A 21,042-nucleotide genomic window follows, 5' to 3' on the forward strand; every position below is an offset into this window, starting at 1 on the left:
CCGTGAGGTTAGGCGCAGGGACGCGATGGAAATTGTACAGACGTGCTCGGTTGAACGGTTCAGCGTCTATGCTGGTCCACTGACCTCTACCGTCAGATCACACAGGTGAACGAAATGGCCAAGACATACAGTTACGCCGCCCAGAACGCCAAGGATGCCCTCAAGCCCTTTACTTTCGAGCGCCGCGCGCCGGGGGCGGATGACGTACAGATCGACATTCTCTACTGCGGCGTGTGCCACTCCGACCTGCACACCGTGCGCAACGAGTGGAACAACACCCTTTACCCTTCGGTGCCCGGCCATGAAATCGTCGGCCGCGTGACGGCGGTGGGTGGCAATGTGAGCAAGTTCAAGGTCGGCGACCTCGCCGGTGTCGGCTGCATGGTCGACAGCTGCCAGCACTGCGCCTCTTGCGCCGAGGGCGAGGAGCAATATTGCGAGAACGGTTTTACCGGCACCTACAACGGCCCGGTGTTTGGCGGGGAGAACACCTTCGGGGGCTACTCGGACAATATCGTGGTCAAGGAGAAGTTCGTGCTGCGTATCTCCCACGATGACACTAATCTGGCGGCCGTGGCGCCGCTGCTGTGCGCCGGCATCACCACCTATTCGCCGCTGCATCACTGGAAGGTCGGTCCCGGCAAGAAAGTCGGCGTGGTCGGCCTCGGGGGCCTGGGGCATATGGCGGTGAAGATTGCCCACGCCATGGGCGCCCATGTCACCTTGTTCACCACCTCGCCGAACAAGCGCGAAGACGGCCTGCGCCTCGGTGCCGATCAGGTGGTGGTGTCGAAGAACCCGGACGAAATGGCCAAGGTCGCCAACAGCCTGGACTTCATCCTCAACACCGTCGCCGCGCCGCACAACCTCGACGCCTTCCTCAACCTGCTCAAGCGCGACGGCACCATGACCCTGGTCGGCGCCCCCGACAGCCCGCACCCGTCGCCTACGGTGTTCAACCTGATCTTCAAGCGCCGCAGCCTGGCCGGTTCGTTGATCGGCGGCATCCAGGAAACCCAGGACATGCTGGATTTCTGCGCCAGGCACGGGATTGTCTCGGACATCGAAATGATCGATATCCAGGGCATCAACGAGGCGTATGAGCGCATGCTCAAGGGCGATGTGAAGTATCGGTTCGTGATCGATATGGACAGCTTGAAAAAGGAAAGCCACGCGGCCTGAAACCCCGATCTCCAAACCACTGTAGAGCCTTTGTGGGAGGGGGCTTGCCCCCGATGAGCATGGGTATCTACACAATTTCCAGTGGTCTGTGGCGAGGGAGCTTGGTCCCGTGGCGGCCTTCGGGCCGACCGCTTTTTGGGGGTTGGGTGAGTACATATCCGTTGCTGCGGTAACGGCTGCCTATGGTTCCGCTCTTACAGCGGGTCACTTTACAGAAGAGCGCCAAAAGTAACCAAAAACGCTTCGCCCCAACACTCGGCACCTCGCCTAGGCTCGGTGTGCCCGAACGCAGGCTTTGGAGCGTGGGCCGCCGTCATGGGCCATCCCTGGCCCAGGACGGCTAACCCGGCGTCCTGCCGGGTTACCCACGCTCCAAAGCCTGCGTTCGGCCAGCGTGTTTGACGGGGCGATCCCAGATCAAAAACAAAAGCGAGGCGGCCTTAAAGCCGACCTGATCATTGAAGCGTACGCGGTGTGGCTTCTATTTCCTTAAACGCTGACGAAGTCAGCAATCTTTTGATCTGCTCTGGCTCTGGCTCTGGCTCTGGCTCTGGCTCTGGCTTTTGATCTTGATCTCAGGCGCCCCGTTAACCACGCTGGCCGAACGCAGGCTTGAATCCGTGGGTAACCCGGCAGGACGCCGGGTTAGCCGTCCTGGGCCAGGGATGGCCCATGACGGCGGCCCACGGATTCAAGCCTGCGTTCGGGCATACCGAGCCTAAGCGAGGTGCCGAGTGGTGGGGCAAGAGCCTTTTGGTTACTTTTGGGCTCTTTCTGTATGGACCGGACACATGGTTGACGGGTGTGCGGGGACATGGTGGACACTTTTCGGCGAGCCAATTTCGCCGGAAAGCCATCATGCCCTGGGACACGAGAGATGCCATGAGCCTGAAAGAAGAGTTTGTTGCCTTAGCAGGGCAACCCGGCAGCAACAAACGAGAACTATGCCGACGGTTCGGTATCAGTCCGCAGACGGCTTACAAGTGGCTTAACCGCTACGCGACGCTCGGCCATTCAGGGCTGCAAGATAAATCCCGAAAACCGGCTACCAGCCCCAAGCTGACCACGCCGGCCCTGGAAGCGCAGGTCATAGCGCTCAGACAAGACCATCCAGCATGGGGTGGGCGCACGATCAGCAGCCTCTTGAAAAAGCAGATTGCTCCCAGCACCGTTACCAATGTCCTGCACCGGCACGGGCTGATTCAGCCGACTACGAAGGAGCAAGAGGCAAAGCTGAGGTTTGAACACGAGGCGCCCAACAATCTTTGGCAGATGGATTTCAAAGGGCATTTCCCGACGCAAGAAGGCAGATGCCATCCCCTGACTTTACTGGACGACCATTCACGTTTCAGTTTGGCTATTCAAGCTTGTGATAACGAGCGTGGAGCCACGGTGAAAGAAAGGTTGACCGAGGTATTCCAGCGCTTCGGATTACCGGCTCGCATCAACGTTGATAACGGACCGCCTTGGGGCTCTCCACGTAACCCTGGTGAAATCACAGAGCTGAGTATCTGGTTGATTCGTCTGGGTATTCGGATCAGTTTCAGCCGCCCTTACCACCCACAAACCAATGGAAAGATTGAGCGTTTCCATCGCTCACTCAAGGCCGAAGTACTTGAAGGGCGTCAGTTTTCCACGCTCAAGGAAGCTCAAGCAGCATTTGATCGGTGGCGTGATGTTTATAACCTGCAACGGCCCCATCAGGCGCTGGACTACAAGGTGCCTATGGACCGGTATAGAGCCAGCCCATGGGCTTATCCGCAACAGTTACCAACCTTTGAGTACGGACCGGACGACGTATTAGCCAAGGCTTATCACAGCCGTTTTCGTTTTCAGAAACGCTACTTCAGCATCGCCAAAGGTTTGGCTGGGCATCACATCGCAATACGGCCCAACACTGAAGGTGATGGACTGTTTGACGTGTTTTTCTGCCATCACTTCCTACGAACGATCGACGTGAGCAAACCTGACTATGGTCCATAATGTGTCAACCATGTCCCCGCACATGTGTCCACCATGTGTCCGGTCCATACAGGCTCTTTCCAAAAGTGACCCGCCGTAAGGGCGGAACCCTAAGTGGCCGTTACCGCAGCAACGGATATGTACTCGCTAAAACTCCAAAAAAGCGGTCGGCCCGAAGGCCGCCACGGGACCAAGCTCCCTCGCCACAGACCGCTGAAAAAAGTTGTGTAGATACTTATGCCCCGATGAGGGCGTGTCAGTCACTTATTTGTTAACTGACCCACCACCATCGGGGGCAAGTCGAATCGTCGCACCCACCAGCATCGGCCAGCGATGAAAAATCTATTGAATGCTTGATGGATTGTGCCCAGAGCCCTCAAGGCCGCTGCGGTTTCACCGAGGTCCCGAAGGTATTGCCCATGCGCACACTGGTCGCCGCAGGGGTAGACAGCCCCACCTGGTTCGGTGGCCGCTTCTGTACCGGGATATTCTGCGCTTCGCGATTTTTTTGTGCGGCCTTGGCCGCGTTCGGTGCATTCCCCATCTGCTGGCCAAGGCAGCCGTAGTTGGGCGCCTTATATCCATCCACCGTGACTTCCGTGCAGCCATTGGCCGCGGTTTCAGCGTGGGCGAGGGGCATTGCGATACACAGCAACAGGCTGGCGAGGGTTGGAAACAGCTTCATCGGAGCCTCCTGATGGGCCCGAGAGAATGGGCCGGCATGGCGTGAAAGTGTAGTGCAGCGGGCCTCTCGTCACCGTGATGTTTTTTTTGCTATCACCGTAACATCAGGTTCATAAACTGGCCTCAGGATGACGGTTTTCAAGGACACGTCGGCCGTGCAGCGATGCAACGCGGGGGGTGAACAGGGGACTTGGCGGCGCGCCGTATGCGCCCTGGTCTTGCTGTTGCTGCTGACGGGCACGCCGCCCGCCAAGGCAGAGCCCCCGTTGTTGAGCCTGGACCTGCCGGCACAAGACCTGGAACACGCACTGCAAGCGTACAGCCGTGCCACCGGCATGGCGGTGCTGGTCGACCGCGAACTGACGCTGGGCCGGCGCTCCATCAGTGTGCGCGGGCGCTTCACGGCACAGGAGGCTCTGGCGATGTTGCTGACAGGGAGTGGCCTGATGGCACGTTATGCACGCAGCGATGCGTTTACCCTGCAACTGCCCGAGGTCAGCCAGCCGCCTGCAACCCGTGGTACGGCGGCACGCAATGCCGCGCGCATCAACAACAGCTACGCCACGGCCTTGCAGCAGGCCATCGAGACCAGCCTGTGCCGCTCGCCGCTGACCCGGCCCGGCAGTTTTCGGGCACTGGTGCAGGTGTGGGTCAACCCGCAAGGGCTGATCGAACACAGTCGGTTGGTCAGTTCCACCGGCGATGAACAACGCGATGAAGCACTGGTACGCAGCCTGGCAACCGCGCGGGTCGAACGCCCGGCACCGAGTTCCCTGCGCCAACCGGTGACTTTACTTTTGATGCCTGACACAACAGGAACGCGCATGGAATGCACAGCAGCAAACGGAGCCTGGGGCGGATGAAAAATACCGGGCAGAGCACAATGGTCAGCTTGTTCCTGGCGTCCTACGAGGACTTCAAGGTGCGGTTGCGCAAGCGCCTGGGCTCGGAGGACCTGGCCAACGACGTGCTGCACGAAACCTACCTGCGGGTCGACCGCATGGACATGCCGCCAAACCTTCAGCAGCCCAATGCCTACCTGTACCGCATGGCCTTGAACATCGCCGCCGACCGCCGCCAGGCCGACGCGCGCCTGCTGACCGGCAGCGAGGTGGAAGAGCTGCTGCAAAGCGCCGACGAAGTCCTGGACCCGTCGCGGGTGGTGGGTGGCCAGAAAGAAATCCAATCGCTGGTCAAGGCCCTCTACGAACTGCCGGCACGCCGGCGCAAGATCCTCATCGCCGCGCGTCTGGAAGAGGCGCCGCACCTGGAAATCTCCCAGCGTTTCGGCATTTCCACACGCATGGTCGAGAAAGAAATCAAGGCTGCCCTGGGCTACTGTGCCCAGCGCCTGGAAAGAAAAGTGATTCAGCGGTTCGGTCCCGGGGCCGGGAAACCGTCTTAGTAGTGAGTCCCTGATAAATCCGTGAGTATTTGCGCGCTTGAATATTTTTAGCTTCTCCACCGCCCGGGAAACACCCGCCAGCCCACTGCACGACGAAGCCCGCGACTGGCTGGTCCTGTTGACCTCGGGCCGCGCTACCGTGGCCGATGCCAAGGCCCTGAAAGCGTGGTGCGCCCAAAGCCCGGAACATGCCCAGGCGTTCGAACAGGCCAAGACGCTGTGGCAGCGTTTGGGCGCAGCGGCCGAACAGGCCGAGCGCCCGCGTCATTTTGGCCGGCGTGCCTTCCTCGGCGGCGCGATTGCAGCGTCGGCGGCGGTGGTGATGGTCAACGTCGGTGTGCCGGGCGGGTTTGCCGGGTTGACCGCCGACTACCGAACCGAGGTCGGCGAACAGCGCCAGGTGTTATTGAGCGAGGGTGTGAGCCTGGAGCTCAATACACAGACGCGCATCAGCCGGGTGGGGCAGGGGATCGAACTGCTCGAAGGCGAAGTCGAAGTCCTCGCCGACGTGGCACAGCCGCTCAAGGTCCAGGCGGGCCAGGGCTGGCTGAGCGCGGCCCAGGCGCGGTTCAACGTGCGGCATACCGATCGCAACGTCTGCGTGACCTGTATCGAGGGGTGGCTGTCGGTGGACGTCGCCGGGCGTAATGTACGCCTGGAGAGTGGCCGGCAACTGACCTACGGCGCGGCGGGCATGGGTGAAGTGACGAGCGTCGATGCCCACGCGGTAGTGGCCTGGCGTGAGCAGGTGCTGGTGTTCAACAACGCAACGTTGGCGACGGTGGTGGATGAGATCAACCGATATCGACCGGGGATGTTGGTGTTGCTGAACAAGGAACTGGGCAAGCGGCGAGTGCAGGCGCGGTTCAGCTTGCAGCAGTTGGCGGGGGTGGCGCTGTTGATTCGGGATGCTTATGGGGCCAGGTGTACGGAGTTGCCTGGGGGGGTGGTGTTGTTGAGTTAGTGTGGGTCTGTGTACATATCCATTTCTGCGGTAACGGCCACTGGCGGTTCCGCCCTTACGGCGGGTCACTTTTGGAAAGAGCCCCAAAAGTAACCAAAAGGTCTGTGCCCCACCACTCGGCACCTCGCCTAGGCTCGGTGTGCCCGAACGAAGGCTTTGGAGCGTGGGCCGCCGTCATGGGCCATCCCTGGCCCAGGACGGCTAACCCGGCGTCCTGCCGGGTTACCCACGCTCCAAAGCCTGCGTTCGGCCAGCGTGGTTTAACGGGGCGCCGAAGATCAAAAGCCAAAGCGCGGCGGCCTTCGAGCCGACCGGTGTTGTAGCTGGTGTACTCGGTAAAAAATGTGGGAGGGGGCTTGCCCCCGATGAGGGCGTGTCAGTCACTTATTTGTTGACTGACCCGGCGCCATCGGGCAAGCCCCCTCCCACATTTGGATCTCCACAGGTGAGATATCTCCACAGGTCAGGTAGACCTCATCCTGCTCTGGCTCTGGCTCTGGCTCTGGCTGGCTCTGGCTCTGGCTCTGGCTCTGGCTCTGGCTCTGGCTCTGGCTCTGGCTCTGGCTCTGGCTCTGGCTCTGGCTCTGGCTCTGGCTCTGGCTCTGGCTCTGGCTCTGGCTCTGGCTCTGGCTCTGGCTCTGGCTTTTGATCTTGATCTTAGGCGCCCCGTTAAACCACGCTGGCCGAACGCAGGCTTGAATCCGTGGGTAACCCGGCAGGACGCCGGGTTAGCCGTCCTGGGCCAGGGATGGCCCATGACGGCGGCCCACGGATTCAAGCCTTCGTTCGGCACACCGAGCCTAGGCGAGGTGCCGAGTGGTGGGGCAAGAGCCCTTTGGTTACTTTGGGGCTCTTTTCCAAAGTGACCCGCCGTAAGGGCGGAACCGCCAGCCGCCGTTACCGCAGAAACGGATATGTACACGGACCACGGGGTGTCAGAAATTTTGTGTTCGGCATAACATGAGTAAGAGGTGCATGTATGCCAACCAAAAAGAAACCCGCGTTGCGAGAGCTGCCGAAAATCCCGAAAGAGCTGCTCGAGCAATTCACCGATGGACCGATGACCGCTGAAGCTATCGAGGACGCGTCTGCGGCGTTCAAGAAGGCTTTGATCGAGCGAGCGCTGAGTGCAGAGCTAGGTCACCACTTGGGCTATCCGCCGGGCGCGCAGCGCCCAGAGGATGAAACCAACCAGCGCAATGGCAAAAGCGGCAAGACGGTTCTAACCGGCGACGGTCCGCTCCGACTGGATATTCCCCGCGACCGGGACGGCAGTTTTTCGCCCATTTTGATCCCCAAGCACGAACGCCGCTACACCGGTTCGACGACAAGATCATCGCCATGTATGCCCGTGGAATGACGGTCAGAGAGATCCGAGCGTTTCTTTCCGAGCAGTACGGTACTGACGTTTCTCCCGACTTCATCAGCTCTGTAACCGACGAGGTCATGGCAGAGATCGGTGCATGGCAACAGCGGCCTTTGGAGCCGATGTATCCGGTTATTTTCTTCGATGCTCTACGGGTCAAAATTCGCGAAGAGGGCTGGTTCGCAACAAGGCGATTTACTTGGCCCTGGCGTTTTGCCTGACGGAACACGCGATATTCTCGGCATCTGGATAGAAAATACCGAGGGCGCCAAGTTCTGGATGAAAGTTTTCAACGACCTCAAGACACGCGGCGTCGAAGACGTGTTGATTGCTGTGACCGATGGACTGAAAGGCATGCCAGAGGCTCTCAACGCCGTATTTCCAGACACGACACTGCAAACATGCATTGTTCATCTGATCCGCAACAGTCTTGATTACGTGGCCTGGACAAGCGTCGCGAACTGGCCAAGGCGCTCAAACCGATCTATCAGGCGGTGACCGCCGAAGCAGCCGAGCAGGCGCTGGATGCGTTTGAAAGCGGGCCATGGGGCAAGCAGTATCCGACGGTAGTGGCTGCCTGGCGCCGCGCTTGGGATCGTGTGATCCCATTTTTCGTGTTCCGCCGGCGATTCGAAAAGTGATCTACACGACCAACGCCATTGAGAGCATCAACGCTCAGTTGCGCAAGATCATCAAGACCCGAGGTCACTTCCCGACCGACGATGCGGCGACAAAACTGATCTGGCTTGGACTGCGCAATATCACCGCAAACTGGGGCTCCGCGGCCCATGACTGGAAAAGTGCGATGAATCAATTTGCGATTCTGTACGGAGATCGATTTATCAGGCCAACCTGGTAAAGCATGGCCTGCCTGACGGCAGGCCGTTACCGGCCCGCACACAAAATATCTGACAGTCCCCGGACCACCCGCCATTACCGCAGCAACGGATATGCCCCCGACCCCCGACCCCCAATACACCAGCGACCATGAGCAACGGATATACCCTACCAAACCAACCCCAACACCTGCCGATACCGCTCCACCCCCTGCGCCGTCTGCCGCACCAGACTCACCTCCAACCCCAACGGATCCTCCCGCCGATTCCCACTCAACTGCCGCCACCCCTTATCCGCCTCCCACACCCGCACCTGCAGATCACTGACCCCCGTCAACACCACCACCCCATCCTTCGCCGCCGGCAACGGAAAGCGATCCCGCGCCGGCGCGACCGCGCGGTACAGGTTGTCGCCCTTGAGCCACCAACGCACCCGCTGCAACCCATCCCCCGCGACCGGCGCACTGCGGATCACATCCAACCGAAACCCCTTGCTGTCGGAACTGCGCACCGTCACCGCCGCCAACCCGTCCGATGGGGCCGCGCGGTCTTTCGGCGGGTTCAGTTCCACACTGGCGCGCAGGCTGACGTCGCGCTGCAACTGGTTCAACGCCCGCAACACCGCCTCGGTCTGTTCCGTGCTCGCCTGCAAGTGCTGATCGGCCCGGTTAACGCTGTCGAGCCCCCGCCAGGCAATCAGGCTGACCAGCGCCATGAGCATGATCGCCACCATCACCTCGATCAGCGTAAAACCCTTCTGCGATGGGTTCATGGCTGGCTCACCACGCGCATCAAGCCCGCAGCATCGCGTTGCAGGCTGAGACGGTGTTGCCCGTCAGACAGCACCACACGCACGGGCGGGTTGATCCATTCGGCGTTGAGCACCAGGGTTTGCCGCGGCTCGATGTTGATTTGCATCGGGGTGCTCTCCCACAGGCGCGGGCGCAGTTGGGCGTCGCCCTGGAAGGCTTCCACGCCCAGGCCGTCCTCGCTGGGGCGGTTGAAGCGAAAGCCCTTGGCGTCGGCGCGCCAGGTGATCGGGCGGCCGTCGGCGCGGGCTTCGGCCTGGGCCACTTGCAGCAGTTGGCTCAGGCGTTCGGCGTCTTTGCGCAGCAGCTGCAGTGGGTCGGGCTTGATGGTCAGGCTGATGGCGGCGCTGGCGATGCCGATGATCACCAGCACCACCATCAGTTCGATCAGGGTAAAGCCATGCTGTTTCATGGTGGCGTACCTGGAAAGCTGGCGAGGTTGTGAAATAAAAACGTGCGAATTGGCCTGTAGGCTGGTGCCATGGACAAACAGGAGGTCCTTCCCATGGCATTTGCCCTTCGTTTTTCACCGGCCCATGGCGTACAGGCCCTGGGCGTGCTGGCGGCGTTGGCCGGCGTTGCGGTATGGACGCCGCTGCTGCTCACCTCTGCCGAATCCCATACGCCCCAGGTTGCGCCCCAGGCGCTGGCGACGCGCAGTGATAACCCCGCGCTGCAATGGTTCTCCACGGTGCCGGCGGCGGTGCAGGTCAAGGTTTCGGGGGTGCTGGCCGGGGCACGTGGTGCGGTGGCGATCCTCAGCCTCAACGAGGGCCCGCCGCGCAGCTTTTTACTCGGCGAGCACCTCAGCCCCGGCGTGCGCTTGACGGCCATCGCGGGTGACAGCGTCGAGATCGAGCGCGCGGGCGAGAAGGTGCGCGTGCCCCTCGACACATTGCCGCAGGCGCCGGCCTTGCCACGGTTCACTCGGCCTTGACCTGCGGCCTGGCCAGCGAGGTTTCCAGGCGGGCCAGGGGTGGTGCGTCGCGGCTGGCGTCCAGCACTTGCACATTGACCTGCAACAGCCGGTTATCGGGGCCGATGCTGATGGTTTGTTCGCAGCGCAGTTTCAAGCGCCCCTGATCACACGTGAACGTCCTCTTGCCGGGGCTCGCACGCCCCTCCAGGCGCAATTCCGCCAGACGACTGTGTGCCGCCAGCAACGCCATGGACTTGTCGCGCAGCAGGCCGTTGCTCTGGGTCATCAGCCCGGCCACGCGCACGGCGGCGGCCATGGCCACGGCGATGATCGCCAGCGCCACCAGCACTTCTATCAAGGTAAAACCTTGCGCGTTGCGACGGCCGTACATGGCGCTCTCAAAGCCGGGAAACAGGCCCGCAGACTAGCGCCGCGAGTTGACCGATTGGCGACCGAAGCTCCCGAGGATTTTCAATACGACTGACATGTGTTCTTGCAACACTGCGCCACGAAACGCACTCAAGCCAAGGAATGTCGAGATGGATATCGCGCGCCTAACATCCCCCACGCCAGGCCCTCGCGGGCAACGTGGCTTTACCCTGATCGAGATCATGGTGGTGGTGGTCATCCTCGGGATCCTCGCGGCCATGGTGGTACCCAAGGTGCTCGACCGCCCGGACCAGGCGCGGGCTACCGCCGCGAAACAGGACATCGCCGGGTTGATGCAGGCGCTGAAACTCTATCGCCTCGACCACGGCACTTACCCCACTATGAACCAGGGTCTCAAGGTGCTGGTGGAACGCCCGGCCGATGCGAAGAACAGCAACTGGCGCGCCTATCTCGACCGCCTGCCCAACGACCCGTGGGGCCACCCTTATCACTACCTCAACCCGGGCGCCAACGGTGAGGTCGATGTGTTCTCCCTGGGCGCCGACGGCCAACCGGATGGCGAAGGCGTCAATGCCGATATCGGCTCCTGGCAGTTGTAAGGCGCGCCATGAAACGGTATTCGTCCGCAGCGGCGAAGCAGCGCGGCATGGCGATTATCAGCGCCTTGCTGATCGCCGCGGTGGTGGCGGTGATCGCCGGCGGCATGCTCACGCGCCAGACCGTCTTTACCCGCAGCCTGGAAGCCGAACAGTTGCGTGTGCAGGGCCAATGGCTGTTGCAGGGTGGCCTGGAACGCAGCCGTCAGCTGCTCTGGGCGGCGCGCCAGAAGGACGTGCTGACGCGCCTTGACCAGCCCTGGGTGCGCATCCAGGCCGGCGTGTTCGAGGGGCGGATCGACGATGAACAGGGCAAGTTCAACCTGCGCAACCTGGTTAACCGCGAACAGCTCGACGCCGAGCAATTGCACAACTTCGAGCGCCTGTGCCGCACCCTTGGCGTGGACCCGGCCGTCAGCCGCCGCATCAGCCAACGGGTGATCGCTTCCTACGCACAAAAGGGGTTGCCCGCCAAATACCCGATGCTGCGCAGCCTCGACGACCTGAGTGGCCTCGAAGGCCTGACCCCCGAGGTGTTGCAGCGCTTGCAGGCCTACATCAGCGTGCTGCCTGGCAATACCTGGGTCAACGGCAACACCGCCAGCGCCGAAGTGCTCAGCGCGGTGGTGCCGCAGCTCAGCCTGTCCCAGGCCCATGGGCTGGTGGCCGAGCGCGACAATGGCCATTGGTTTATCAACCGTGGGGATTTCGTCAACCGTCTGCACTTGCCCCAGGTGGCGGTGGATTCGGTGCAAGTGGGCATTACCAGCGAGTGGTTTCGCCTGCAGGGCCAGGCGCGGCGCGAGCGCCGTCGAGTGACGATCGACGCGTTGTTGCATCGCCCCGAAGACCGTGAACCCAAGGTGATCTGGTCGCGGGTGGGCGTATGAAACGCTTGCGCATTGGCTTGCCGCCGCTGGACCAGGTCAGCGCTGAAAGCCGGGTGAAATTTGCCTGGCTAGACCGCGGTGTGGTGGTGTCCGAAGGGCATGAAAGCCTGACGCAATTGGGCAAGAGCCGGCAGGCCGTGGACTGTTTTCTGCACCCGCGTGACAGCCTGCTCACCAGCCTTGAGCTGCCGCCATTACCCGCTGCAAAAACCCATGCGGCGGTGGCCTGTGCGGCGCAGGCGTTGATCCTCGGCGCGTTGGACCAGATGCACGTGGCCCACGGCCCGCGCGACAGCCAGGGGCGCGTCCAGGTGGGCTGGGTGCCCAAGGCCGGCCTGGAACAGTTGGCCCAGATACTGGCGCAGGTCCAGCTCAAGCTGCGTGGCCTGTACCCGGCGCCCTATGCCTTGCCGGTAGGCGCTGCGGCGTTGGACGACGGGTATCTGTTGACCCGCGATAGCCTGCAACAAGGGACGGTTCATCCATTGGGATTGCAGGCGCTCGATCTGCCGCTGGTGGACGCCACCCAACGCTGGACTGGCGCGCTGCCCGGTTGGGGCCTGCACGGCCACCTCAATCAAACGGCCAGCGGTGGTTGGGGCAGGGCGCTGGCCTGTGTCGCCCTGGCCACCGTCATCTGGACCCTCGGCCTGAACCTCTACGCGGCGCGCCAAGTGGACGAAGGCCAACGGCTCAAGGCCTTGATGAGCCAACAGGTACGCCAGGCATTCCCCGAATTGCCGGTGGTGCTCAACCCCTTGCAGCAGGCCCGCCAACAGCTGGCCGCGCGGCAAACCGGCGCGGCGGCCGACCCCGGCCAGCGCTTTACCAGCCTGTTGCAGATCGGCGGCAGCAACTTGCCGTTCATGGTGGGCAGCGTCGACAGCCTGGTTTTCGAACAAGGGCGCTTGCACCTTGGGTTGCTGGCCGACACTCACAGCCCGACGCTGCCAGGCGAGGCGCAGGCCGCGTTGGCCCAGGCCGGTTTTACCGCGACCCGCGATGACCACGGCTGGACCCTTGGCCTGGCGCAACCGGCAGAGCAAGCGGGAGCCAGCGATGAATAAGTGGCGCCGTCTGCGTAGCCAGGCCCAGGGCTTCTGGCGCGGCCTGGCCCTGCGTGAACAACGCCTGCTCAGCGGCGCCAGCCTGGTCCTGGCGGGCATGCTGACCTGGCTGGTGCTGGTGCAGCCTGCGTTGAAGAAGATCGACTACTGGCAGGCCGAAACCCCGAAATTGCGCGCCCAAGCCGCCGCCTTGCAGGTGCTGTTACAGGGCGTCACGGCGCCTCGGCACGCCGACGAAAGCGCACTGCGCCAGGCCCTGGACAGCGCCGGCCTGCAAGGCCGCTATCAGTTGCAGGCCCTGGAAACCGGTGGCTGGCGCCTGACATTCGACAACGCCCCGGCCGATGCCGTGGTGGACTGGTTGCTGGGCAACCCCCGTGCATTTTCCCTGGAGGTGTCCGAGGCGCGCTTGCAGCGTAGCGCGGACGCCGTCGACAACTCGGCCGGCACTGTGTCCGGGACCGTTCGCATGGATCAGGCGCTTGGCGCTAAGGAAGCTTCATGAAGTGGTCAGTCCCCAACCCCGCGCCTTTTCGAAAGGTCGCGCCGCTGCTGTTACTGGCCTTGAGCGCGTGCAGCCATAACCCGCCGCCCGACACGCCGTTGCTGGTGGACAGCGAGCTTGGCCAGCCCTTGGCCGACACCCGGCGCAGCGGCGAAACCATGCTCGATCGCCAGCGCGAACCGGCGCCCACGCCGCGCGTCCAGCACCCGCTGACCAACAGTGCCCGTGCTCATGCCCCGAGCACCGTCAAGGCGCGCAACCCGCTGGGCGATCAGCCGGTGCAACTGAATTTCGTCGACGCCGATATCCAGGCCGTGGTGCGTGCGCTGTCCCGTGCCACCGGTCAGCAATTCCTGGTCGACCCACGGGTTAAAGGCAACCTGACCCTGGTCAGCGAAGGCCAGGTGCCGGCGCATCAAGCCTATGACATGCTGTTGGCGGCGTTGCGCATGCAGGGGTTCAGCGTGGTCGACGTCGGCGGTGTGGCCCAGGTGGTGCCCGAGGCCGATGCCAAGTTGCTCGGCGGGCCGATCTACAGCGCCGGCAGCAGCGGCATGCAGACGCGGACCTTTCGCCTGCAATATGAAAACGCGGTGAACCTGATTCCAGTGCTGCGCCCCATCGTGTCGCCGAACAACCCGATCAACGCCTACCCCGGCAACAACAGCATCGTCATCACCGACTACGCGGAAAACCTCGCGCGGGTGGCGCAGATCATCGACGGCATCGATACCCCCGGCGCCATCGACACCGACGTGGTGAAGGTGCAGAACGGCATTGCCGTGGACATCGCCACCATGGTCAGCGAACTGCTGGATACCCAGGGCGCCGACCAGACCCAGAAGATCAACGTGGTCGGCGACCCACGCTCCAACTCGATCATCATTCGCGCCGGCAGCCCCGAGCGCACCGAGCTGGCGCGCAACCTGATCTACAAGCTCGACAACGCCCAGAGCAACCCGAGCAATATGCACGTGGTGTACCTGCGCAACGCCCAGGCGGGCAAGCTGGCGCAGTCGCTGCGCGGCTTGCTCACCGGCGAGAGCGAGTCGGGTGTCAGCGAGGAAGCGCGGGGCAAGCTCAGCGCCATGGGTGGCACTGGCCAGACGACCCAGGGCAACACCACCACGCAGAACAGCAGCGGTACGCCCACCGGCAGCGGCGTACCGTCCGCGTATGGCCAGACCGGCACCACCGGCACCAGCGCCAACGGCAGCACCGCCAGCGATCAGAACACCGCGTTCAGCGCCGGCGGCGCGACCATCCAGGCTGATGCCACCACCAACACGTTGCTGATCTCCGCGCCCGACCCGCTGTACCGCAACCTGCGCGAAGTGATCGACATGCTCGACCAGCGCCGCGCCCAGGTGGTGATCGAAAGCCTGATCGTCGAAGTCGGCGAAGACGACGCCAGTGAATTTGGCGTGCAATGGCAGGCTGGCAACCTGGCGGGCAAGGGCGGCTTCGGCGGCGTCAACCTGGGCGGCAGCGGGGTCAATGGCACGCCCACCAGCAAGACCAGCATCGACGTATTGCCCAAGGGCCTGAATATCGGTCTGGTCAATGGCACCGTGGACATCCCCGGCATTGGCAAGGTGCTCGACCTCAAGGTGCTGGCCCGTGCGTTGAAGAGCAAGGGCGGTACCAATGTGCTGTCGACGCCGAACCTGCTGACCCTGGACAACGAAGCCGCGAGCATTTTTGTCGGGCAGACCATTCCGTTCGTCACCGGCAGTTATGTGACGGGCGGCGGTGGCACCAGCAATAACCCGTTCCAGACCGTGCAGCGTGAAGAAGTGGGGCTCAAGCTGAATGTGCGCCCGCAGATCTCCGAGGGCGGCACGGTGAAGCTGGATATTTACCAGGAGGTCAGCAGCGTGGATTCCCGGGCTTCGGTGGCGGCGGGCACGGTGACCAACAAGCGCGCGATCGATACCAGCATCTTGCTGGACGACGGGCAGATCATGGTGCTTGGCGGGTTGTTGCAGGATGGCTATAGCCAGAGCAATGACGCGGTGCCTTGGCTCTCGGATATTCCGGGGTTGGGGGCGTTGTTTCGCAATGAAAAGCGCAGTGTGAGCAAGACCAATTTGATGGTGTTTTTGCGGCCTTACATTATTCGTGACGGTGGGGCGGGGCGCAGTATTACGTTGAATCGGTATGAGTTTATGCGCCGGGCGCAGGGTGGGTTGCAGCCGGAGCGTAGTTGGGCGATGCCGGATGTGCAGGCGCCGCAGTTGCCTTCGGTGGAGAAGGCGATTCCTGGGGCGCAGCAACAGCAGCAGGGGCCGCGGGCGGTGATTCGGGCGGTGCCGGTTTCTGGTTCTGGGGGGAGGCCGTGAGTGTTTTGATGGTGTACATATCCATTGCTGCGGTAACGGCCACCTATGGTTCCGCTCTTACAGCGGGTCACTTTTGGAAGGACCCAAAAGTAACCAAAAGGTCCTCGCCCCACCACTCGGCACCTCGCCTAGGCTCGGTGTGCCCGAACGAAGGCTTTGGAGCGTGGGCCGCCGTCATGGGCCATCCCTGGCCCAGGACGGCTAACCCGGCGTCCTGCCGGGTTACCCGCGCTCCAAAGCCTGCGTTCGGCCAGCGTGGTTTAACGGGGCGCCGAAGATCAAAAGCCAAAGCGCGGCGGCCTTCGAGCCGACCGGTGTTGTGGCTGGTGTACTCGGTTAAGTGTGGGAGGGGCTTGCCCCCGATGAGGGAGTGTCAGTCACTTATTTGTTAACTGACCCACCGCCATCGGGGCAAGCCCCTCCCACATTTGGATCTCCATAGGTCAGAGATCTCCATAGGTCAGGTCGACCTCGTTCCGCTTTTGCTCTGCTTTTGCTCTGTTTTTGATCTTGATCTTAGGCGCCCCGTAAAACCACGCTGGCCGAACGCAGGTTTGAATCCGTGGGTAACCCGGCAGGACGCCGGGTTAGCCGTCCTGGGCCAGGGATGGCCCATGACGGCGGCCCACGGATTCAAGCCTGCGTTCGGGCACACCGAGCCTAAGCGAGGTGCCGAGTGGTGGGGCAAGAGCCCTTTTGGTTACTTTTGGGGCTCTTTTCCAAAAGTGACCCGCTGTAAGAGCGGAACGCCAGTAGCCGTTACCGCAGCAATGGATATGTACACCCCCCCGCCAGCCACCGTTCCCGCAGCAACGGATATGCCCACGCCCACCCCCAAAAAGGGCCCACCCCATGAGCCTTCTGCCCTACGCCTGGGCCAAATCCCAACGCATCCTCCTGCGCCCCAGCGAGCAGGGCATGCTGCTGACCGTCTGCCCCTCAACCCCCGGCTGGTCCATCAGCGAAGTCCATCGCCAGTTCGGCCAGGCCCGCCTCGAGCAAGTGCGCGATGACGAACTCGACGGCCTGCTCGCCAGCGCCTATGCCGATACAGGCAGCGCCGCCGCTGTGGTCGGCGCTGCCGAAAACGAAGTCGACCTCGACCGCCTGATGCAGGACATGCCCGAGATCACCGACCTGCTCGATACCCAGGACGGTGCGCCGGTGATCCGCATGATCAACGCCTTGCTGACCCAGGCCGCGCGGGACGAGGCCAGTGATATTCATATCGAGCCGTATGAAACCCATTCCGTGGTGCGCTACCGCGTCGACGGCACCCTGCGTGACGTGGTGTCGCCGCGCAAGGCGTTGCATGGCGCGCTGGTGTCGCGCATCAAGATCATGGCGCAGCTCGACATCGCCGAAAAACGCTTGCCCCAGGACGGCCGTATTGCCCTGCGCGTGGCCGGGCGGCCGATTGATATTCGTGTGTCGACCGTGCCCACCGGGCATGGCGAACGCGTTGTGATGCGCTTGCTGGACAAGCAGGCCGGGCGTCTGCAATTGGAGACCCTGGGCATGGAGCCGCAGTTGCTCGCGCGCCTCGACACCTTGATTCGCCAGCCCCATGGCATCGTGCTGGTCACCGGGCCCACCGGCAGCGGCAAGACCACCAGCCTGTACGCGGCCCTGGCGCGGCTGGATGCGAGCACCAGCAATATCCTCACCGTCGAAGACCCGGTGGAGTACGACCTGCCGGGTATCAGCCAGATCCAGGTCAACGCCAAGATCGACATGACCTTCGGCCTCGCGCTGCGGGCGATCCTGCGCCAGGACCCGGACATCATCATGATCGGCGAAATCCGCGACCTGGAGACCGCCCAAATCGCCGTGCAGGCCTCGCTCACCGGCCACCTGGTGCTCGCCACCTTGCACACCAACGACGCGGTGTCGGCGGTCAACCGCCTGATCGACATGGGCGTCGAACCGTTTTTGCTGGCCTCGTCACTGCTGGGCGTATTGGCCCAGCGCCTGGTGCGGCGCCTGTGCCCGCATTGCAAGCAGGAAGACCCCGCCGCGCCTGGCACCTGGCGCCCGGTGGGCTGCGCGCAGTGCAACCAGATCGGCTACAGCGGGCGTACCGGCATTCATGAGTTGTTTTGCGTCGACGACGATATCCGCAGCCTGATCCACCAAGGCGCCGGCGAGCAGGATTTGCGCGTGGCCGCACGCCGTGCGGGGATGTTCAGCATGCGTGAAGACGGCGAGCGCTGGGTGCGCAGCGGCGCCACCGCGCCCGAAGAAATCCTGCGCGTGACACGGGACGCCTGATGAATCGCTATCGCTATGAAGCCGCCGATGCCAGCGGCAAAGTCGAGGCCGGGCACCTGGAGGCCGACAGCCAGAGCGGCGCGTTTGCCGTGCTGCGCAGCCGTGGCCTGACCGCGCTGCGGGTGCAGGTCGAAGGCAGTCAGCAAAGCGCTGCCGGCAGCAGCCTGTTCAGCGCCAAGCTGTCGGACAACGACCTGGCCTGGGCCACGCGGCAACTGGCGAGCCTGCTCGGCGCCAGCCTGCCGTTGGAGGCGGCGCTGAGCGCCACGGTGGAGCAGGCCGAGAAAAAGCACATTGCCCAGACCCTGGCCGCTGTGCGTGCCGATGTGCGCGGCGGCATGCGGTTGGCGGATGCCTTGGCGGCACGGCCACGAGACTTCCCGTCGATCTACCGCGCACTGATCGCGGCGGGGGAGGAGTCCGGTGACCTGGCCCAGGTGATGGAACGCCTGGCGGACTACATCGAAGAGCGCAACAACCTGCGCGGCAAGATCCTCACTGCGTTCATCTACCCCGGTGTGGTGGGGCTGGTGTCGATCGGCATCGTGATTTTCCTGCTCAGCTACGTGGTGCCGCAGGTGGTCAGCGCGTTTTCCCAGGCGCGCCAGGACCTGCCGGGGCTGACCCTGGCGATGCTCAACGCCAGCGACTTTATCCGCGCCTGGGGCTGGCTGTGTTTCGGCGGCATCGTCGGCAGCTTCTGGGGTTGGCGCCTGTACCTGCGCGACCCGGTGGCGCGGTTGAACTGGCACAGCCGGGTGCTGCGCCTGCCGCTGATCGGGCGTTTTGTGCTGGGCCTGAACACCGCGCGGTTTGCCTCGACCCTGGCGATCCTCGGCGGTGCCGGCGTGCCGTTGCTGCGTGCGTTGGAAGCGGCGCGGCAAACCCTGTCCAACGAGCGCCTCAGCCAGTGCGTCAACGATGCCACGGCCAAGGTGCGCGAAGGCGTCAACCTGGCCCCTGCACTGGCGGTGGAAAAAGTCTTCCCGCCGGTGCTGATCCACCTGATCGCCAGCGGCGAAAAAACCGGCTCGCTGCCGCCGATGCTCGAACGCGCCGCGCAGACCCTGTCGCGGGACATCGAACGGCGTGCCATGGGCATGACCGCGTTGCTGGAGCCGTTGATGATCGTAGTAATGGGCGCGGTGGTGCTGGTGATCGTGATGGCGGTGCTGTTGCCGATCATCGAGATCAACCAACTGGTGACCTGACTCCACGCGGTCAAAAATGTGGGAGGGGGCTTGCCCCCGATTGCGGTGTGTCAGCAACAACTGAGGTGACTGACCCACCGCTATCGCCGGCCCTCAACCTCGGGTTCCTCATTCCGTCACATCCACTCCCCTCGCCACAGCCCGCGCCGTCTTGACGAAACCCGCGCTGAAACCCCGCTGTCACCTACCGCCAAACCGCTCAAAAGCATGACCAAAACACCCGAGAATCTTTTTAAAAATCAAGCCCTTCCTCCCGAGGTTTTTTCGTTTTGCTGTCATCGGAAGCTGCCAAATTCCTAACCCATGGCCTCACCCCTCGCCACCCCCGACACACGGCTTGGGACCGAAGCCATGGCGTCATGCAAGAGCCATCTACCCCAAACGTACAAACACGATGAAAGGAGATTCTTCATGTTTAAGCGCAACGTTCTCGCGGTATCCATGACCCTCGCTGCACTGTGCTCGGCACAGGCTGCAATGGCTGACATCAACGGCGGTGGTGCGACCCTGCCACAGAAGCTGTACCAGACCTCCGGTGTGCTGACTGCCGGTTTCGCCCCTTACATTGGTGTGGGCAGCGGGAATGGCAAGGCAGCCTTCTTGACCAACGATTACACCAAGTTCGTGGCTGGCGTGAGCAACAAGAACGTGCACTGGGCCGGTAGCGATTCGAAGCTGACTGCGACTGAACTGTCGACCTACGCCACCAACAAACAACCTACCTGGGGCAAATTGATCCAGGTGCCTTCGGTGGCTACTTCGGTTGCCATTCCTTTCCGCAAGAGCGGTGCCAACGCGGTTGACCTGAGCGTTTCAGAGCTGTGTGGTGTGTTCTCCGGCCGTATCACTGACTGGAGCGGGATTTCGGGCGCTGGCCGTACTGGCCCGATCACGGTTGTCTATCGCAGCGAGAGCAGCGGTACCACCGAGCTGTTCACGCGTTTCCTTAACGCCAAGTGCACTGAGACCGGCACTTTCAACATCACCACCACCTTCGGCACCAGCTACACCGGTGGCCTGCCTGCCGGCGCTGTTGCCGCCACTGGCAGCCAGGGCGTGATGGATGCCGTGAACGATACTTCTGTCGCTGAAGGCCGCATCACCTACATGAGCCCTGACTTCGCTGCGTCTACGCTGGCCGGTCTGGACGACGCCACCAAGGTTGCCCGTGTTGGTAAAAACACGGCTAAGGGCATCAAAGGCGTATCGCCAGCTCCGAGCAATGTTTCCGACGCCATTGCTCAGGTTCTGCCACCTAACGACCCGAGCGCTCCGCTCGATGTCACCAACCCGGACAACTGGGTTCCAGTGTTCGGTAAAACAGGCGTGGCCGGTGTCCAGCCGTACCCGGATTCGGGCTACCCAATCCTCGGCTTCACCAACCTGATCTTCAGCCAGTGCTACGCCGACGCTACCCAGACCAGCCAAGTGCGTGCCTTCTTCACCAAGCACTTTGGCGACACCAACAACAACGACGACGCCATCACGGCCAACCGTTTCGTACCGCTGCCAGATAACTGGAAAACCGCCATCACCGATAACTTCGTGACGGCAAGCAGCGCGTTGAGCATCGGCAAAACCAACGTTTGCAACGGCATCGGTCGTCCGCTGTAACCCAAGCTTTCACCGACCCGCAACACCTG

Annotated in this window: 18 protein-coding genes and 1 pseudogene; 15 read left to right on the forward strand and 4 right to left on the reverse strand. The window is 62.6% G+C overall.

The genetic code is table 11. From position 1 onward, the window contains the following. Positions 1-114 precede the first annotated feature (114 nt). Both AB7933_RS13765 and AB7933_RS13770 read left to right on the forward strand, forming a co-directional pair. Positions 115-1,182: an NAD(P)-dependent alcohol dehydrogenase gene (locus tag AB7933_RS13765; protein ID WP_024074799.1), complete on the forward strand. Its 1,068-nt coding sequence runs from the start codon at positions 115-117 to the stop codon at positions 1,180-1,182. An 858-nt stretch (positions 1,183-2,040) separates the two neighbouring features. Then, the gene (locus AB7933_RS13770; protein WP_024073683.1) at positions 2,041-3,165 is read left to right on the forward strand and encodes an IS481 family transposase; all 1,125 of its coding nucleotides are present in this window, start codon (positions 2,041-2,043) and stop codon (positions 3,163-3,165) included. Positions 3,166-3,520: 355 nt separating this feature from the next. On the opposite strand, the gene AB7933_RS13775 is transcribed toward AB7933_RS13770, so the two are convergent. Next, a complete protein-coding gene (locus AB7933_RS13775; RefSeq protein WP_024074800.1) occupies positions 3,521-3,829 on the reverse strand; it encodes a hypothetical protein in 309 nt (102 codons plus the stop codon). Between the two features lie 217 nt (positions 3,830-4,046). On the opposite strand from AB7933_RS13775, the gene AB7933_RS13780 reads away from it, so the two are divergent. The 4 genes and pseudogenes from AB7933_RS13780 (at position 4,047) to AB7933_RS13795 (ending at position 8,422) form a co-directional block, all read left to right on the forward strand. Further along, a complete protein-coding gene (locus AB7933_RS13780; RefSeq protein ID WP_041161160.1) occupies positions 4,047-4,691 on the forward strand; it encodes a secretin and TonB N-terminal domain-containing protein in 645 nt (214 codons plus the stop codon). Further along, positions 4,688-5,233: an RNA polymerase sigma factor gene (locus AB7933_RS13785; RefSeq protein WP_024074802.1), complete on the forward strand. Its 546-nt coding sequence runs from the start codon at positions 4,688-4,690 to the stop codon at positions 5,231-5,233. Before AB7933_RS13780 ends, AB7933_RS13785 begins: the two co-directional genes overlap by 4 nt. Positions 5,234-5,270: 37 nt before the next feature. Further along, positions 5,271-6,197: a FecR family protein gene (locus AB7933_RS13790; RefSeq protein ID WP_024074803.1), complete on the forward strand. Its 927-nt coding sequence runs from the start codon at positions 5,271-5,273 to the stop codon at positions 6,195-6,197. A gap of 979 nt (positions 6,198-7,176) precedes the next feature. Further along, positions 7,177-8,422 (forward strand): annotated as a pseudogene (locus tag AB7933_RS13795) (IS256 family transposase). Positions 8,423-8,568: 146 nt separating this feature from the next. Here the strand turns inward: AB7933_RS13795 and AB7933_RS13800 are convergent. Together AB7933_RS13800 and gspH are read right to left on the reverse strand one after the other, a co-directional pair. Further along, positions 8,569-9,171, reverse strand: coding sequence for a type II secretion system protein GspJ (locus tag AB7933_RS13800; RefSeq protein WP_024074805.1), 603 nt, complete (start codon positions 9,169-9,171; stop codon positions 8,569-8,571). Continuing rightward, positions 9,168-9,620 carry a type II secretion system minor pseudopilin GspH gene (gene gspH / locus AB7933_RS13805; RefSeq protein WP_024074806.1) on the reverse strand — a complete coding sequence of 151 codons (453 nt, stop codon included), beginning with the start codon at positions 9,618-9,620 and terminating at the stop codon, positions 9,168-9,170. The genes AB7933_RS13800 and gspH overlap by 4 nt, the downstream gene beginning before the upstream one ends. Positions 9,621-9,713: 93 nt before the next feature. On the opposite strand from gspH, the gene AB7933_RS13810 reads away from it, so the two are divergent. Continuing rightward, complete coding sequence (locus AB7933_RS13810; protein ID WP_024074807.1) at positions 9,714-10,145, forward strand: type II secretion system protein N; 432 nt, start codon at positions 9,714-9,716, stop codon at positions 10,143-10,145. On the opposite strand, the gene gspI is transcribed toward AB7933_RS13810, so the two are convergent. Continuing rightward, positions 10,132-10,518 carry a type II secretion system minor pseudopilin GspI gene (gspI, locus tag AB7933_RS13815; RefSeq protein WP_024074808.1) on the reverse strand — a complete coding sequence of 129 codons (387 nt, stop codon included), beginning with the start codon at positions 10,516-10,518 and terminating at the stop codon, positions 10,132-10,134. The two genes, AB7933_RS13810 and gspI, sit on opposite strands and share 14 nt — an antisense overlap. Positions 10,519-10,666: 148 nt before the next feature. Between gspI and gspG the strand changes: the two genes are divergently transcribed. The 8 genes from gspG (at position 10,667) to AB7933_RS13855 (ending at position 21,013) form a co-directional block, all read left to right on the forward strand. Further along, the gene (gene gspG / locus AB7933_RS13820; RefSeq protein WP_024074809.1) at positions 10,667-11,116 is read left to right on the forward strand and encodes a type II secretion system major pseudopilin GspG; all 450 of its coding nucleotides are present in this window, start codon (positions 10,667-10,669) and stop codon (positions 11,114-11,116) included. Positions 11,117-11,124: 8 nt separating this feature from the next. Beyond that, a complete protein-coding gene (gene gspK / locus AB7933_RS13825) occupies positions 11,125-12,003 on the forward strand; it encodes a type II secretion system minor pseudopilin GspK (RefSeq protein ID WP_024074810.1) in 879 nt (292 codons plus the stop codon). Then, positions 12,000-13,070, forward strand: a complete 1,071-nt coding sequence (gspL, locus tag AB7933_RS13830) for a type II secretion system protein GspL (protein WP_024074811.1) — start codon at positions 12,000-12,002, stop codon at positions 13,068-13,070. The genes gspK and gspL overlap by 4 nt, the downstream gene beginning before the upstream one ends. Further along, on the forward strand, positions 13,063-13,575 hold the full coding sequence (gene gspM, locus AB7933_RS13835; RefSeq protein WP_024074812.1) for a type II secretion system protein GspM: 513 nt from the start codon (positions 13,063-13,065) through the stop codon (positions 13,573-13,575). Before gspL ends, gspM begins: the two co-directional genes overlap by 8 nt. Further along, a complete protein-coding gene (gene gspD / locus AB7933_RS13840; RefSeq protein ID WP_024074813.1) occupies positions 13,572-15,917 on the forward strand; it encodes a type II secretion system secretin GspD in 2,346 nt (781 codons plus the stop codon). Before gspM ends, gspD begins: the two co-directional genes overlap by 4 nt. Before the next feature lie 852 nt (positions 15,918-16,769). Continuing rightward, positions 16,770-18,188, forward strand: coding sequence for a type II secretion system ATPase GspE (gene gspE, locus AB7933_RS13845; protein WP_024074814.1), 1,419 nt, complete (start codon positions 16,770-16,772; stop codon positions 18,186-18,188). Next, the gene (gspF, locus tag AB7933_RS13850) at positions 18,188-19,399 is read left to right on the forward strand and encodes a type II secretion system inner membrane protein GspF (protein WP_024074815.1); all 1,212 of its coding nucleotides are present in this window, start codon (positions 18,188-18,190) and stop codon (positions 19,397-19,399) included. The genes gspE and gspF overlap by 1 nt, the downstream gene beginning before the upstream one ends. Positions 19,400-19,810: 411 nt before the next feature. Next, complete coding sequence (locus AB7933_RS13855; RefSeq protein WP_024074816.1) at positions 19,811-21,013, forward strand: substrate-binding domain-containing protein; 1,203 nt, start codon at positions 19,811-19,813, stop codon at positions 21,011-21,013. Positions 21,014-21,042 lie beyond the last annotated feature (29 nt).

Source organism: Pseudomonas gorinensis (assembly GCF_042015035.1).
GTDB classification, from domain to species: domain Bacteria; phylum Pseudomonadota; class Gammaproteobacteria; order Pseudomonadales; family Pseudomonadaceae; genus Aquipseudomonas; species Aquipseudomonas gorinensis.

Bases quoted from the DNA above. Each gene is read 5' to 3' on its own strand.
- gspE (WP_024074814.1), top strand. From the start codon at position 16,770: ATGAGCCTTCTGCCCTACGCCTGGGCCAAATCCCAACGCATCCTCCTG.
- AB7933_RS13785 (WP_024074802.1), top strand. From the start codon at position 4,688: ATGAAAAATACCGGGCAGAGCACAATGGTCAGCTTGTTCCTGGCGTCC.
- gspH (WP_024074806.1), bottom strand. From the start codon at position 9,620: ATGAAACAGCATGGCTTTACCCTGATCGAACTGATGGTGGTGCTGGTG.
- gspI (WP_024074808.1), bottom strand. From the start codon at position 10,518: ATGTACGGCCGTCGCAACGCGCAAGGTTTTACCTTGATAGAAGTGCTG.
- AB7933_RS13765 (WP_024074799.1), top strand. From the start codon at position 115: ATGGCCAAGACATACAGTTACGCCGCCCAGAACGCCAAGGATGCCCTC.
- gspF (WP_024074815.1), top strand. From the start codon at position 18,188: ATGAATCGCTATCGCTATGAAGCCGCCGATGCCAGCGGCAAAGTCGAG.
- AB7933_RS13800 (WP_024074805.1), bottom strand. From the start codon at position 9,171: ATGAACCCATCGCAGAAGGGTTTTACGCTGATCGAGGTGATGGTGGCG.
- gspG (WP_024074809.1), top strand. From the start codon at position 10,667: ATGGATATCGCGCGCCTAACATCCCCCACGCCAGGCCCTCGCGGGCAA.
- AB7933_RS13775 (WP_024074800.1), bottom strand. From the start codon at position 3,829: ATGAAGCTGTTTCCAACCCTCGCCAGCCTGTTGCTGTGTATCGCAATG.
- gspL (WP_024074811.1), top strand. From the start codon at position 12,000: ATGAAACGCTTGCGCATTGGCTTGCCGCCGCTGGACCAGGTCAGCGCT.
- AB7933_RS13770 (WP_024073683.1), top strand. From the start codon at position 2,041: ATGCCCTGGGACACGAGAGATGCCATGAGCCTGAAAGAAGAGTTTGTT.
- AB7933_RS13810 (WP_024074807.1), top strand. From the start codon at position 9,714: ATGGCATTTGCCCTTCGTTTTTCACCGGCCCATGGCGTACAGGCCCTG.
- AB7933_RS13855 (WP_024074816.1), top strand. From the start codon at position 19,811: ATGTTTAAGCGCAACGTTCTCGCGGTATCCATGACCCTCGCTGCACTG.
- gspK (WP_024074810.1), top strand. From the start codon at position 11,125: ATGAAACGGTATTCGTCCGCAGCGGCGAAGCAGCGCGGCATGGCGATT.
- gspD (WP_024074813.1), top strand. From the start codon at position 13,572: ATGAAGTGGTCAGTCCCCAACCCCGCGCCTTTTCGAAAGGTCGCGCCG.
- gspM (WP_024074812.1), top strand. From the start codon at position 13,063: ATGAATAAGTGGCGCCGTCTGCGTAGCCAGGCCCAGGGCTTCTGGCGC.